Annotated in this window: 13 protein-coding genes and 1 pseudogene; 9 read left to right on the top strand and 5 right to left on the bottom strand. The window is 71.7% G+C overall.

Translation table 11 applies throughout. From position 1 onward, the window contains the following. Positions 1-136 precede the first annotated feature (136 nt). Complete coding sequence (locus ACFV6X_RS02915; RefSeq protein WP_385376674.1) at positions 137-346, top strand: hypothetical protein; 210 nt, start codon at positions 137-139, stop codon at positions 344-346. Between the two features lie 25 nt (positions 347-371). On the opposite strand, the gene ACFV6X_RS02910 is transcribed toward ACFV6X_RS02915, so the two are convergent. After that, positions 372-1,745: an ABC1 kinase family protein gene (locus ACFV6X_RS02910; protein WP_385376671.1), complete on the bottom strand. Its 1,374-nt coding sequence runs from the start codon at positions 1,743-1,745 to the stop codon at positions 372-374. Beyond that, positions 1,738-2,963: pseudogene (locus tag ACFV6X_RS02905) on the bottom strand (TOMM precursor leader peptide-binding protein). The gene ACFV6X_RS02910 and the pseudogene ACFV6X_RS02905 overlap by 8 nt, the downstream one beginning before the upstream one ends. A gap of 244 nt (positions 2,964-3,207) precedes the next feature. Between ACFV6X_RS02905 and ACFV6X_RS02900 the strand changes: the two are divergent. From ACFV6X_RS02900 to ACFV6X_RS02885, 4 genes are all read left to right on the top strand, one after another. Next, positions 3,208-3,804: a M48 family metallopeptidase gene (locus ACFV6X_RS02900; protein WP_385376668.1), complete on the top strand. Its 597-nt coding sequence runs from the start codon at positions 3,208-3,210 to the stop codon at positions 3,802-3,804. Positions 3,805-3,955: 151 nt separating this feature from the next. Beyond that, a complete protein-coding gene (locus tag ACFV6X_RS02895; protein WP_385376665.1) occupies positions 3,956-5,701 on the top strand; it encodes a TerD family protein in 1,746 nt (581 codons plus the stop codon). Positions 5,702-5,714: 13 nt separating this feature from the next. Beyond that, complete coding sequence (locus tag ACFV6X_RS02890; RefSeq protein ID WP_385376662.1) at positions 5,715-6,395, top strand: AIM24 family protein; 681 nt, start codon at positions 5,715-5,717, stop codon at positions 6,393-6,395. A 16-nt stretch (positions 6,396-6,411) separates the two neighbouring features. Further along, positions 6,412-7,167 carry an AIM24 family protein gene (locus ACFV6X_RS02885; protein WP_385376659.1) on the top strand — a complete coding sequence of 252 codons (756 nt, stop codon included), beginning with the start codon at positions 6,412-6,414 and terminating at the stop codon, positions 7,165-7,167. A gap of 57 nt (positions 7,168-7,224) precedes the next feature. Here the strand turns inward: ACFV6X_RS02885 and ACFV6X_RS02880 are convergent, their stop codons facing one another. Together ACFV6X_RS02880 and ACFV6X_RS02875 are read right to left on the bottom strand one after the other, a co-directional pair. After that, on the bottom strand, positions 7,225-7,740 hold the full coding sequence (locus tag ACFV6X_RS02880) for an NUDIX hydrolase (RefSeq protein ID WP_385376656.1): 516 nt from the start codon (positions 7,738-7,740) through the stop codon (positions 7,225-7,227). Further along, a complete protein-coding gene (locus ACFV6X_RS02875) occupies positions 7,737-9,224 on the bottom strand; it encodes a zinc-dependent metalloprotease (RefSeq protein ID WP_385376653.1) in 1,488 nt (495 codons plus the stop codon). The genes ACFV6X_RS02880 and ACFV6X_RS02875 overlap by 4 nt, the downstream gene beginning before the upstream one ends. 193 nt (positions 9,225-9,417) lie before the next feature. Here ACFV6X_RS02875 and ACFV6X_RS02870 point away from each other — a divergent pair, with 193 nt between their 5' ends. The 4 genes from ACFV6X_RS02870 to ACFV6X_RS02855 all read left to right on the top strand — a co-directional run bounded on the left by ACFV6X_RS02870 (position 9,418) and on the right by ACFV6X_RS02855 (position 12,573). Next, positions 9,418-10,530 carry an SDR family oxidoreductase gene (locus ACFV6X_RS02870; protein ID WP_385376650.1) on the top strand — a complete coding sequence of 371 codons (1,113 nt, stop codon included), beginning with the start codon at positions 9,418-9,420 and terminating at the stop codon, positions 10,528-10,530. Positions 10,531-10,682: 152 nt separating this feature from the next. Beyond that, positions 10,683-11,144: a molybdenum cofactor biosynthesis protein MoaE gene (locus ACFV6X_RS02865; protein ID WP_385376647.1), complete on the top strand. Its 462-nt coding sequence runs from the start codon at positions 10,683-10,685 to the stop codon at positions 11,142-11,144. 94 nt (positions 11,145-11,238) lie between these two features. Beyond that, positions 11,239-11,421, top strand: a complete 183-nt coding sequence (locus tag ACFV6X_RS02860) for a hypothetical protein (RefSeq protein ID WP_385376916.1) — start codon at positions 11,239-11,241, stop codon at positions 11,419-11,421. Between the two features lie 54 nt (positions 11,422-11,475). After that, positions 11,476-12,573 (top strand): PDZ domain-containing protein, encoded by a 1,098-nt coding sequence (locus ACFV6X_RS02855; RefSeq protein WP_385376644.1) that lies wholly within the window; start codon positions 11,476-11,478, stop codon positions 12,571-12,573. A gap of 108 nt (positions 12,574-12,681) precedes the next feature. Here ACFV6X_RS02855 and ACFV6X_RS02850 read toward each other — a convergent pair whose 3' ends face one another. Then, on the bottom strand, positions 12,682-13,224 hold the full coding sequence (locus ACFV6X_RS02850) for a PPA1309 family protein (RefSeq protein WP_385376641.1): 543 nt from the start codon (positions 13,222-13,224) through the stop codon (positions 12,682-12,684). Between the last annotated feature and the right edge of the window lie 157 nt (positions 13,225-13,381).

The following is a 13,381-nucleotide window of genomic DNA, read 5'->3' as shown; positions in this document are numbered from 1 at the left end:
GAAGCGGTGGCCTCCCGACCCGAGCGGGCCCGAGGAGGCGGATGCTTCACCGCGGGGGCCGGTCCGACCGAACGGACCGGCCCCCGCGGTGCGTTGTACCCGAGGTTCAGCCGGTCACGGGGATATCGTCGGCGGGGTGACGAGTCTTCCCGGAGACAGCGACAAGGGCGGCTCCGCCGCGGAACCCCGCCCCGTCGTCTGCGCCCGCTGCGGCACCCCGGCCCGCACTCCCCAGCCCACCTGGACCTGCTCCGTGGAGAACAGCACGCGCCAGTACTTCTGCGAGGGCTGTTCCCGGCAGAACCTGCGGGCCATCGAGGGGCGGCTGGATTCGGCGTGGTGGTGAGTGCCGGCCCCTCGGGGCCCTGACGTCACGCCTCGACCGCCGCCGGGTCCCCCTCCTCCGGGTCCTCCTCCAGCACGAAGCCCGGCAGCCACTCCTCCAGTTCCTCGCGGAGGCGGACCGTGGCGTTCAGCTGGCACAGGACGCCGATGGTGCTCAGGGTCACCCGGTGTATGAGGAGGTAGGCCGGGGGGAGGTTGAGCTGCTTGCCCAGTTGGTATGCGGGGGAGCGGATGTCGGCCACGCGAGCCGCCTGGCTGCGCATCCAGCCACGGGTGAAGGTGAACTCGTCGACGCGGGCCGGCTCGATGATCGGGAGGAGGTAGTCGAGGACCGCGTCGGGGTCGAGCTCGACGGACTCCTTGACGAAGCCTTCGATGCGGAGCAGGTCGTAGACGGCCTCTGCCTCGCCGTCCAGCGTCATGCGCAGGGAGTCGCCGATGGGGGCCGGCAGGCCGCCGGCGAGTCGGTCGACCGTGCCGAAGTCCAGAACGCCGAGGCGCCAGTCGTCGTCGCCTTCCGGGCCGCCGGGCAGGAGGCGGAAGTTGCCGGGGTGCGGGTCGGCGTGCAGCAGGCCCGTGCGGGCGGGGCCGGAGAAGAGGAAGCGGGCGAGGAGCTGTCCGGCGCGGTCGCGCTGCTCCTCGGTGCCGTCCGTGATGATCTCCGAGAGCGGGATGCCCTCGATCCACTCGGTGATCAGGACCTGGTCGCACTGGTGGACCACGGCGGGCACCACGAAGTCCGGGTCGTCGGTGAACTCCTCGGCGTGCTCCTGCTGGGCCTGGGCCTCCAGCCCGTAGTCCAGCTCCTCCGAGACGCGGTCCTTCAGCTCCGCGATCAGCGGCTTGATGTCCATGCCGGGGATGAGCGGGCCCAACAGCCGTGCGAAACGGCTCAGCTGGTTGAGGTCGGAGAGCAGGGCCTCGCCGGCTCCCGGGTACTGCACCTTTATCGCGATCTCGCGGCCGTCGTGCCACACCCCGTGATGCACCTGGCCGATCGAGGCCGCGGCGGACGGCTTGTCCTCGAACTCCAGGAACAGCTCCCGCCAGTCCTGGCCGAGCTGCTCCGTGAGGACCTTGTGCACCGTGCGTGTCGGCATCGGCGGCGCCGCGTCCTGGAGCTTCGTCAGGGCCGCCCGGTAGGGCCCGGCGATCTCCTCGGGCAGCGCCGACTCGAAGACGGACAGGGCCTGCCCGAACTTCATCGCGCCGCCCTTGAGCTCGCCGAGCACCTTGAAGAGCTGCTCGGCGGTCCGCTGCTGCAGTTCGCGGCCGACGAGATCCGCGGACTCGCCGACGATCCGCTTGCCCAGGCCCCAGGTCGCCCGCCCGGCGAAGCCGAGCGGTAGCGCGGCGAGCTTGGCGGTCCGGGTGACCGCCTTGCGGGGAAGATCAGACATGCGCCCTCCAAGTCACAGCCGGGCGCGCCGCGCTGCCTGACGGCGTACCTCCGTTGACGACCGTTCCACCGCCATTGTCTCGTGTGCCTTCCCGTCCTCGGCGGCGCGTTCCCTGTTGCTTTTCTCCGTACCCCTCTCCGCCGCCCCGCACGGGCATGCCGGATGCGCCCAGACGGGTCGCGCATGCCACTGGAGAGTGGGGACGGAGATCTCCCAGCGGGCTCCCGCGCTGGTGGGAGCGCGGCCGTCGAGGAAGACGAGGGCGTGCGCGGCCGTCAGGCCGGCGACGGTGGTGGCCAAGGTCACGTCGCACGGGCGGACCGAGCGCTGCCGGCCCGAGTGCCACTGGGCGGCCAGGCGGGGCCACGTCGGGTCCCGGTCGGTCCGGCCTTCGTGCAGGCAGCGGGCGCAGCCCGTCTCGCCGGGCAGGACGAAGGGGCCGACCACGCCGGTGCCCTCGACGACCCCGGCGTACAGGTGGGGCGTACCGGAGGCGATCAGGGGCTCGGCGGTGGCCGGGGCGGGGGCGTGCACGGCGACGTCGTCGCGTGGGGTGAGGATCACCAGGGAGAAGCCCGGGTCGGCGGGTTCCGCCGGTGTCCGGTGGTCGCGGCGGGGCGGGCTGTCCGGGGCGGCCTGGCGGACGACGCGGCGGGCGGCCTCGTCGCGGCGCTCGCCGATCGACTCGGCGGGCAGCCCGCCCGGTGCCACGTCCCAGGGCTCCACGCGGCCGCCGTCGCGCACGTCCACCTCGCCGACGCCCGCGCCCGCCAGCAGTGCGGCGACCGTGGCGCCGACGCGGCCGACGCCTCGTACCTGCACGCGCAGGGAGCGGCGGGCGGCGAGGCGTTCCATCGCCTCGCCCGGTTCGGTGGTGGTCAGGGACAGCGTGGCCAGGTCCGGGCGGAGCCGGTCGAGGACGGCCTGCTTGGCGCGCAGGGCGTCGGCGGCCGGTCCCCCGCCCCTCGCGTCGTCGAGGAGTCCGGACCGGGCGAGCCGCCGGACCAGTTCGTCCACATGGCCGTCGGGCAGGTCCATCCGGCGGCCCTCCTCGCGCAGGAGCGGCAGCCCGCGGGTGCCGTTGAGCAGGTCCAGGAAGTTGCCGGTCGCGATGTCCATCGGCCCCAGTGTCATCGCGTGCGCCGGCGTCATGCCGAACTGCACGGTGCTGAGGTCGCGCCAGCCGCGCCGCAGCGCGGGTTTCACCATCGGATGCATGACAGGCCCCCGTAGCCAGGAAAGTCCCGGAATCTCACTGTTCGTCGGTTGAGGTGGCCGGGCTGGTCGGGCCCGGCCGGGTCTTCGCCGACGAGGGACAGCATGCCCGGCCCGGACCGGCGGCGCCGAAAGTTATCCACAGGCGGGGGATGTTCGTCGTACAAATCAAACGCATGGTGGTCGATCGGAATCGAACCGTCCCGGACTCGGGACTTCCCCCGTGTGCAGCGGGTAACGTCGGGGCGTGTCCGCCGACCCACTGCATCGCTCCGGAAAACCGCAGCGCAGCACGACGAGCCCGCCGCCGAGCGGCTCGGGGGCGAGCGTGATCGAGGTGCGCCGGAGTACCCGTCGACGCCGGACGGTCTCCGCGTACCGCGAGGGCGATCGCACCGTCGTGCTCATTCCCGCCCGGATGTCCGAGGCCGAGGAGCAGCGCTGGGTGACCGTCATGCTCGACAAGCTGGCCGCCCAGGAGAGCAAGCGGGTGCTGGGCGACGCCGAGCTGGCCGAGCGCGCCGAGCGGCTGTCCGCCCAGTACTTCGACGGCCGCGCGCGGCCCACGTCGGTGCGCTGGGTCACCAACCAGAACACACGCTGGGGTTCGTGCACCCCGTCCGAGGGCAGCATCCGCCTGTCGCACCGCCTGCAGGGCATGCCCGAGTACGTCGTCGACTACGTGCTTGTCCATGAGCTGGCGCATCTGCTGGTGCCCGGGCACGGGCAGCGCTTCTGGCGGCTGCTGGAGGCGTATCCGCGCACCGAGCGGGCCCGGGGCTACCTCGAAGGGGTGGTCGCCGCGGACCGGTTGCCGCATCTGCCGGCCGAGCGCGGGGAGTGATCCGCCCGCGCGGCACCGGGGGCATGTGCTTCGGGCATGGCCGGGAAAGAGGTTGTGTACCGGCTCTGTACCGACCTCGTCCGGTGGTCCGAGTTTGCCGTTAGCCTGGCGCGACGTACCAGCACTTCGGGATGGGGGACGGTCGTTACGCATGGCCAGGGAATTCCAACGCGGCCACAAGGCCAGGATCAGTGACCTGACGGCGGGCACGGATCTGTACGTGGGTGTACAGATCTCGGGCCCCGGACTGACGTTCGACATCAGCTGCTTCGGTCTGGACGCCGACGAACGGCTCTCGGACGACCGGTACTTCGTCTTCTTCAACCAGCCGAAGTCCCCCGAGGAGTCCATCCAGCTCCTGGGCGCGCAGGCGGGCGACACGGAATCGTTCCGGGTCACGCTCGACAACATTCCGTCGCAGATCCACAGGCTCTCCTTCACGGCGACCCTCGACGGCGCCGGGCAGATGTCGCAGATCGCCCCCGGCTACCTCCGCATCGTCGCGGGCGGCGAGGAGGTGGCACGGTACGCGTTCGACGGCTCGGAGTTCTCCACCGAACGGGCCGTGATGCTGGGCGACTTCTACCTGAAGGACGTGTGGCGGTTCGCGGCCGTCGGACAGGGATTCGACGGCGGCCTGGACGCGCTGCTGAAGAACTTCGGTGGCGAGGTGCTCGACGAGGAGACGCCGGCCGAGCCGCAGCCCCAGGCCGGTGGCGCCCCCGGGTTCGCCCCGCCGGCGCAGGCCTCCGCGCCGCCCGCGTTCGGGGTCCCGTCCGGACCGGCCCCGACGCCCCCTCCGGCACCGGCCCCCGCGCCGCAGCCCGCCGCGCAGGGTTTCGCGCCGCCCGCCGGTGCCACCCCGCCCCCGGCTCCCGCCCCGGCTCCGGCGCCCCAGGTACACAGCGCGCCCACCGTCGTCGCGCCCATGACGCCGCCCGGCGGAGCCACCGTTCCGCCGCCCGCGCCGGCACCCGCCCCGCCCTACGGCGGCCCGCCGCAGCCCCCGTACGGCCAGCCGCCCCAGCAGCAGCCTCCGTACCAGCCCGCACCGGGCCAGACGGCCCCGCTGCCCCCCGGCTACGGACAGCCGCCCGCCCCACAGGCCCCCACTCCGCCCCCGGGCTATGGCCAGCCGATCCCGCCCCCGGGCTACGGTCAGCCGACGCCGCCCCCCGGACACGGGCAGGCCCCCTACGGCGCCCCGCAGACCGCGCCCCAGGGCACCGCACAGGCCCCCGGGGTCACCGGTGCGCTCCAGCAGTTCAAGGAGACGCCGACCGGGCAGCGCTGGACGCAGCAGACCAAGAAGCTGGTCCGCGTGGACCTCGGGATCGGCGGACAGCCGGTGCTGGCCCGGCAGGGCAGCATGGTGCTCTACCAGGGCAAGGTCGACTTCAGCTACAAGGGCGCCGGGTTCAGCGGCCGGATCGTGGGCAACGCGACCGGCCAGGAGATGCAGCTGATGCGCTGCACGGGCCAGGGGCAGGTGTTCCTCGCCGAGAGCTCCACGATGCTGCACCCCATCGAACTCCAGGGCGACGGGATCTGCGTCTCCGCCGAGAACGTCCTCGCGTTCGACGAGAGCCTCCAGTACGAGGTGCGCCGCATCGAGGGCCACGGCATCCCCGGCGGTGCGCTGTTCACGATGCAGTTCACCGGCACCGGCACCATCGTCGTCAAGACGCACGGCACGCCCGTGGTGCTGCCCGTCACGCCGACGACGTTCGCGGACTGCAACGCCGTCGTCGCCTGGTCCTCCGCCTCCCAGGTGATCGTCTCCAGCCAGGTACGGATGCGTCGCAACGCCTACCCCGGCGACACCGGGGAGAGTGTCAACCTCCAGTTCCGCGGCGCGCCCGGGAACTTCGTCGTCGTCCAGCCGTACGAGATCTGAGGGAGAGCCCGTCATGAACCAGCCGCTCGCGGGCTTCGCTCCCGCACCCGTCACCGCCCGCATGGAGAACCACGGCAACCACATGCTGAAGGTCGCCATGCAGACCGGGAACGACCTCCTCGCGCGCGTGGGCTCGATGGTCGCCTACGAGGGCTTCATCCAGTACGAGCCCAACCCGCCGGCCGTGCGCCAGATCGCGAAGGACTGGCTCACCGGTGAGGGCGCGCCCCTGATGAAGTGCTCCGGTGACGGACTGCTCTACCTCGCCGACTACGGCGCCAACGTCGTCGTCATCAACCTCAACGGCGACGGCATCTCCGTCAACGCCACCAACCTGCTCGCCTTCGACGCCCACCTCACCTGGGGCGTCGAGCGGGTCAAGGGGCTCGCGAAGTTCGCCGGCCAGGGCCTGTGGAACACCAGGATCTCCGGGCAGGGCTGGGTCGCGCTGACCTCCCGGGGCAAGCCGATCGTCGTCGACTGCGGCGGCGGCGAGAACGAGACCTATGTCGACCCGGACGCGCTCGTCGCCTGGTCCCCGAACCTGAAGGTGAAGGGCAAGCGCAGCTTCAAGGCGCAGTCGCTGATCGGCAGGGGCAGCGGCGAGGCCTACCAGATGGCCTTCTCCGGCGAGGGCATCGTCGTCGTCCAGCCCAGCGAGGACAGCACCGACCGCATCCGGGTCCGGGGCTGAGGGGGAGCACCACACCATGCAGAGTCCGATTTTCGCCTACAACGACCAGCAGAGCCAGGAACGCTGGAGCCTGCAGAACAAGCAGATGCTGCGCGTCGCCCTGGAGGGCCACGACGACGTCCTGGCCCGCAAGGGCACCATGGTCGCCTACCAGGGGCTCGTCGAGTTCGACGCCGAGTTCCAGGGCGACAGCGCCGCACGCGCGCGTGCGCACACCGGTGAGGGCCTGGACCTGATGCGCTGCCACGGGCAGGGCACGGTCTATCTCGCCAACCTCAAGCAGCACGTCCACCTCATCGACGTGGACCAGGAGGGACTGACCGTCGACAGCAGCTACGTGCTGGCGATGGACTCCGGGCTGCACCACGAGGTGATCGCCGTGGACAGCCTCTACGGCATCTCCGGCTCCGGGAAGTACCAGCTCAACATCACCGGCCGGGGCAAGGTCGCCCTGATGACCTCGGGCGCGCCCCTGATGATGCAGGTCACGCCGGACAAGTACGTCAACTGCGACGCCGACGCGATCGTCGCCTGGTCCACCGCGCTGCGTGTGCAGATGCAGGCGCAGACGCACTCCTCCGGAGTGTGGCGGCGCCGGGGCAACACCGGCGAGGGCTGGGAGCTCAGCTTCATGGGCACCGGCCATGTGCTGGTCCAGCCCAGCGAGCTGCTGCCGCCGCAGAACGCCGTGATCGGGCAGGGTGCCGCCGCGCAGTTCGGCATGGGCCGGCACGGGGCGCGCGGGCAGAACCAGGGCAACGTCTGGAGCTGACCGTCCGGAAAGCGAACGTGTAAGGGGTGCCCGCCCTTGCGGGCGCCCCTTACACGTTCACAGCCTGGCGCGGGTCGCCCGGACCAGCCGTACGACCGACTCGTCGGCCACCTCCGCGACCTCGTCGTAACCGAACCAGCGCAGGTCCAGCGACTCGTCGCTGATCGCCGCCACGGCTCCGGCCGGGGCCAGCGCCGCGTACTGGACGTCGAGGTGCCAGGCGCACGGCGTGAGGTGGCGGTCCAGGCGCACCGGGCCGCCGGGCAGCAGGGACAGCCCCAAGATCCCCGACTCCTCGGTGCCCTCGCGCAGAGCCGCCGCCGCCAGGGAGGCGTCGCCCGGCTCGCAGTGGCCGCCCATCTGGAGCCACATGCGCAGCTTGCGGTGCAGCGTCAGCAGCACCCGGTCCTGCTCCGGGTCGATCACCAGGGCGCTCGCCGTGATGTGACCGTCCGCGCAGGCCTTCCACATGCCGTCGGGGTGGGCCGCCAAGTGGTCCAGATAGGTCTGGCGCAGCTCTTCCTGGTCCTCGTAGCTCTTCAGTACGAGGACCGCGTCGGCGTGCAGGCTCACTCGGCGTCGTCGCCCTTGGCGTCGCCGCCGTCCTTGCCCTCGGCGCCCTCCGCCCCCTTGCCGCCCTCGGGACCCTCGTCCTGGCCCTTCTTGCGCAGGTCAGGCTTGTCCGCCGCCTCGCCGAGCATCTTGTCCAGCTCGGAGAAGTCCAGCTGCTCGCGGTGCACGAAGCCGTCCGGGTCGTCCAGGTCGTGCGCGGTCGGCAGCATGTCCGGGTGGGCCCACAGGGCGTCCCGGCCGTCGACACCGCGCGCGTCCGTCAGGGACGCCCACAGACGGGAGGCGTCGCGCAGCCGGCGCGGGCGCAGCTCCAGACCGATCAGCGTCGCGAAGGTCTGCTCGGCGGGGCCGCCCGTCGCACGGCGGCGGCGCAGGGTCTCGCGCAGCGCGTCGGCGGACGACAGGCGGGGCTTGGCGGCGGCGTGCACCACGGCGTCCACCCAGCCCTCGACGAGTGCCAGAGCCGTCTCCAGACGGGCCAGCGCCGCCTTCTGCTCGGGCGTGTCCTCCGGCTGGAACATGCCCTGCTGGAGTGCGTCCTGCAGCTGCTCGGGGTTCTGCGGGTCGAACTGGCCGACCACGTCCTCCAGCTTGGCCGTGTCGACCTTGATCCCGCGCGCGTACCCGTCGACCGCGCCGAACAGGTGCGAGCGCAGCCAGGGCACGTGCGCGAAGAGGCGCTGGTGGGCGGCCTCGCGCAGGGCGAGATACAGCCGCACCTCCTCCTTGGGCACGCCCAGGTCCTTGCCGAAGGCCTCGATGTTCACCGGCAGCAGCGCGGCCTTGCCGGCCGGGCCGAGCGGCAGGCCGACGTCGGTCGAGCCGACGACCTCGCCCGCGAGCACGCCCACGGCCTGTCCGATCTGCGTACCGAACATCGCGCCGCCCATCGAGCGCATCATGCCGATCAGCGGGCCGGCCATGGCCTGCATCTCCTCCGGCAGGACGTCGCCCATGGCGGCGCCGACACGCTCGGCGACCGGGTCGACGAGCTCCTGCCACGCGGGCAGGGTCGCCTCGACCCACTCCGCGCGGCTCCAGGCCACCGCCGAGGCGGCGCCGGACGGGAGGGACGTCGCGTCGTCAAGCCACAGGTCGGCCAGGCGGACGGCCTCCTGGACCGCGGTGCGGTCGGAGGGGCCGACGCTCGCGTCCTTCGTGCCGTCCGACGTGCCCTGGGAGACCGTCTGGCGGGCGATCTGCTTGGCCATGTCCCAGTTCACTGGGCCGCCCTCGTAGGAGAGCATCTGGCCCAGCTGCTGGAACGCGGCGCCCAGGTCGGTGGGGTTCAGCGAACCGAACATGGCAGCGAGCGGATTGTCCGCACCGGGGCCGCCAAAGCCTCCGGCACCGGGCAGCCCGCCGAATCCGAACGGGTTGGCCGGTCCCTGACCACCACCGCTCTGCTGGTCCTTCTTCTTGCCCTCGTCGCCGTCTTCCGGCTCCTCCGGCGGAAGGCCGAATCCGAATGGGGTGTCACTCACGGGATTCCTCGGCTGGTAAGGCCGCCGGTCTCCGCCGGCGGCGCGACTGCCCGACAACACCACCCAGCCTAGACACCCCGGGCGGATCGGGCCTCGGTGCTTCGCCGACTCACGGGCTGCGGCAGGATGGATGCCACCTGGTACGTACGCGTCACTCGCGCTCGTATGTGAAGACAACCGCTGGAGACACCCGGTGAGTTCCCCAGATCCGCAGGTTCGCGCAGCGCGAAACCACTCAACCCCCTCCGCCCTGCGCGGACCCGTCGTCGCGGTCACCGGCGCCGCGTCCGGCGTGGGCGCGCTGCTCACCGCGCGGCTGGCCGCGTCGGAGGAGATCAAGCAGGTCATCGCCATCGACGAGCGGCGCGGGGAGTGCGCGGAGGCGCAGTGGCACATCCTCGACGTGCGGGATCCCGCGATCGCCGAGAAGCTGCGGGGCGCGGACGTCGTGGTGCATCTGGCCCTCGACCTGGACCTGGAGACGGACGCGGCCGCCCGGACGGCGTACAACGTCCGCGGTACGCAGACCGTGCTGACCGCCGCCGCGGCGGTCGGGGTGCACCGGGTGGTGCTGTGCACGTCGGCGATGGTCTACGGGGCGCTGCCGGACAACGAGCTGCCGCTGTCGGAGGACGCCGAGCTGCGGGCGACGGCGGAGGCCACCGGGGTCGGGGACCTGCTGGAGATCGAGCGCCTGGCGCGGCGGGCGCCCCGGGCGCATCCGGGACTGAACGTCACGGTGGTGCGTCCCGCCGTCCTGGTGGGCGGCACGGACACCGCGCTGACCAGGTACTTCGAGTCACCTCGGCTGCTCGTCGTCGCCGGGTCGCGGCCAGCTTGGCAGTTCTGCCACGTCGAGGACCTGTGCAGCGCCCTGGAGTACGCCGTCCTGGAGAAGGTCGACGGGGAGCTCGCCGTGGGGTGCGACGGGTGGCTGGAGCAGGAGGAGGTCGAGGAGCTGAGCGGGATCCGGCGGATGGAGCTGCCGTCGGCGGTGGCGCTCGGGGCGGCCGCCCGGCTGCACCGGATCGGGCTGACGCCCTCTCCGGCGGGGGATCTGGCGTACACGATGCATCCCTGGGTGATCAGTGGCAGCCGGCTGCACGACGCCGGGTGGCGGGCGCAGTGGACCAACGAGGAGGTCCTCGCCGAGCTGCTGGAGGAGGTCTCCGGGCGGCACACCGTCGCCGGACGGCGGCTGGGGCGCAAGGACGCGACTGCGGCGGGCGCCGCGGGAGCGACGGTCGCGCTGCTCGGTGCGGCGGCGGTGGTGCGCCGGGCCAGGAAGGCGCGACGCCGGATCTGAGGCGGGCACGGCCCGCGACGCGCGGGCAGACGCGGGCGCAGGTGCACCGGCTGCGTGCCCCGGCGTTCCTGTAGGAGGCTCCAAGCTCCCGCACGTGCGTACAGGGCGAAAGCGCTATTCCGTGCTCCGCGCGCGTGGGGCACGATGGACGCATGGCAGACAGTGACGATCACCCAGGGGAGCAGGGCGCCCAGGAGCCCATCAAGCTGATCGGCGTCCGGGAGACGCCGCTCTCCCTCGACGAGGTCTTCAGGGCCGTCGGGGACGACGCCGCCGGGGGGACCGCCCTGTTCGTGGGGACCGTGCGGAACCACGACGGGGGTGCCGACGTCGACGACCTCGGGTACTCCTGTCACCCCAGTGCCGAGGACGAGATGCGGCGCGTCGCCGAGAAGGTCGTCGCCGAGTTCCCGGTACGGGCGCTGGCCGCCGTCCACCGTGTGGGGGACCTGAAGGTCGGTGACATCGCCGTCGTGGTCGGCGTGTCCTGCCCACACCGAGGTGAGGCCTTCGAGGCCTGCCGGAAGCTGATCGACGACCTCAAGCACGAAGTGCCCATCTGGAAGCACCAGAAGTTCTCCGACGGCACCGAGGAGTGGGTCGGCGCCTGCTGAGCCTCCAGCCGGGCGACTCCGGTTGCGTAACCACACCCCTGGTATGAGCGTTGTCAGTGCGAACGGTTAATCTGCTGATCAGTCAGTTGCGCTCATGGGGTTGGAGGTCGGCATGGCGGCGCTCGCCTGGTTGCTGATTCCGCTTGTGGCTGCTGTCGGCGCGGGTCTGTGGGGCACATGGGCCAACAGGACCCGCAGGGCCCGAAGCGACGGCCCCGAGCTGGACGGTTACGCGCGCTTCCGCGCGGCCATGGAGAAGTCCCACACCGGTCCTTGACCCGTGAGGCGGCCCTGACGGTGCGCCGACACGCCCGTCCCGTACTGTCGTGACATGCCACGCCGCACCGCGACGATGCTCGCCTCCACCCTGATGCTGATCGCGCTTCTGTGCGCGGGAGTGCTCATCCCCGTGCCGTACGCGGAGATGTCGCCGGGGCCGACGGTGAACACGCTGGGGGACCACGACGGCGAGCCGGTGCTGCGGATCGCCGGGCGCAAGACGTACCCGACGGACGGCCACCTCAACATGACTACCGTCCGCGTGACCAGCGCCGACTACCGGATGAACCTCGTCGAGGCCGTCTACGGCTGGCTGGCGCACGACAACAAGGTCGTCTCGCACGACACCCTCTACCCGGACGGCAAGACGGAGGAGGAGTCCACGCAGGAGAACGCTGAGGAGTTCAGCCAGTCCCAGGAGAGCGCGAAGGTCGCGGCCCTGAAGGAACTCGGCGTCAAGGTGTCCTCCTGGGTGATCGTCTCCACCGTGGTGAAGGATTCCCCGGCCGAGGGCAGGCTGCACGCCGGCGATGTGATCAAGGCTGTCGACGGGACGGCGGTGAAGGCCCCCGGCGACGTGGCCGAACTCGTGACCAAGCACAAGCCCGGCGAGGACGTCGTCTTCACGATCGTGCCCGCCAAGGAGCAGGCCGCCGCCGAGAAGGAGAGGCGCGACCCGGTGCGGACGGAGAAGGTCACGATCACCACCGCGACCTCCGATGATGCCGGCGAGAAGCGCGCCATCGTAGGGATCTCGGCCGGTACGGACCACACCTTCCCGTTCAGCATCGACATCAAGCTCGCCGACGTCGGCGGCCCGAGCGCCGGCCTGATGTTCGCGCTCGGCATCTACGACAAGCTCACCCCGGGTTCCCTCACCGGTGGCTCGTTCGTCGCCGGTACCGGAACGATCGACGACGACGGCACGGTGGGCCCGATCGGCGGCATCGAGATGAAGACGGTGGGCGCGCGCAGCAAGGGCGCCGAGTACTTCCTGACGCCCGCCGACAACTGCGCGGCCGCCGCGACGGACACCCCCGACGGCCTCACCCTGGTCAAGGTCGACACCATCGACGACGCCCTCGCCGCCCTGAAGGACATCCGTGCCGGCGACACCGCCGACCTGCCGAAGTGCTCGGCCAAGGGCTGACCGGCGGGTCCGGCCGGTACGGCGCCGGGGGCGCCCTCGATCATGAGGGCGCCCCAGGCGCCGTACATCGGGCACGCGGGCGCGTGCCCGGCGTCGTACCGAAACCCCTCAGTCCGCGAACGTGGCCGCCAGTGCCTCCGCGAGGCCCGGAACCAGCTCGGACCCGGTGAGGACCTCCGTCGGGGAGTCCTTCTCACGCAGCCGCAGGGCCGAGTCACGGGTGCCGTCGCGCAGGACGGCGACCGTCATGCGGACCTCCTGGCGCTCGGGATGCCGGGCGACCCACTTGGTGAGCGCGGCCTCGTCCAGATCGTCCGGGACCTGGGCCTCGGCGGTCGGCGGCAGCATCAGTCGCTCCACCGTGAGCGCGCAGCCGGCCACCGCCTCGGGCCAGGCGATGGTGCCGAGGAACTCGTCGAGCGGCTTGTCCGTTGGAATTTCGTCCTGCTCGATCGGGGTGAGACCGGCCGCCTCCGGCTCGTCACCCAGGCCGAGCTGCCTCGCCAGCGCGGGTTCCTGGGCCCGCAGCTGTGCGGTGTCTACGAGGGCGAAAAGGCGTGCGGGCTGGTCCCAGCCGAGGCCGGAGGCGTACTCGTCGATCTCGAGAACGGCCCGGGTGAGCGGGTTCGCCGCCATGGGTGTGTTGGACATGGTCACAATCCTGCCTCGTTCCCACCCCGAACCGGGAACCGAGTAAAGCGTGAGTAAGTTGCATAGGTGAGGCCCTACGATCACGGGGCCCCAGCACGGCCCACGAAAACGGGGGCCTGACAGACCAACAGCGATTTTCGAGGTGCCACCTTGGCTT

This window comes from Streptomyces sp. NPDC059861 (assembly GCF_042731435.1).
Taxonomy (GTDB): domain Bacteria; phylum Actinomycetota; class Actinomycetes; order Streptomycetales; family Streptomycetaceae; genus Streptomyces.
This window is presented reverse-complemented; position numbering and strand designations above follow the sequence as displayed.

Bases quoted from the DNA above. Each gene is read 5' to 3' on its own strand.
- ACFV6X_RS02910 (WP_385376671.1), bottom strand. From the start codon at position 1,745: ATGTCTGATCTTCCCCGCAAGGCGGTCACCCGGACCGCCAAGCTCGCC.
- ACFV6X_RS02895 (WP_385376665.1), top strand. From the start codon at position 3,956: ATGGCCAGGGAATTCCAACGCGGCCACAAGGCCAGGATCAGTGACCTG.
- ACFV6X_RS02890 (WP_385376662.1), top strand. From the start codon at position 5,715: ATGAACCAGCCGCTCGCGGGCTTCGCTCCCGCACCCGTCACCGCCCGC.
- ACFV6X_RS02885 (WP_385376659.1), top strand. From the start codon at position 6,412: ATGCAGAGTCCGATTTTCGCCTACAACGACCAGCAGAGCCAGGAACGC.
- ACFV6X_RS02865 (WP_385376647.1), top strand. From the start codon at position 10,683: ATGGCAGACAGTGACGATCACCCAGGGGAGCAGGGCGCCCAGGAGCCC.
- ACFV6X_RS02860 (WP_385376916.1), top strand. From the start codon at position 11,239: ATGGGGTTGGAGGTCGGCATGGCGGCGCTCGCCTGGTTGCTGATTCCG.
- ACFV6X_RS02855 (WP_385376644.1), top strand. From the start codon at position 11,476: ATGCCACGCCGCACCGCGACGATGCTCGCCTCCACCCTGATGCTGATC.
- ACFV6X_RS02850 (WP_385376641.1), bottom strand. From the start codon at position 13,224: ATGTCCAACACACCCATGGCGGCGAACCCGCTCACCCGGGCCGTTCTC.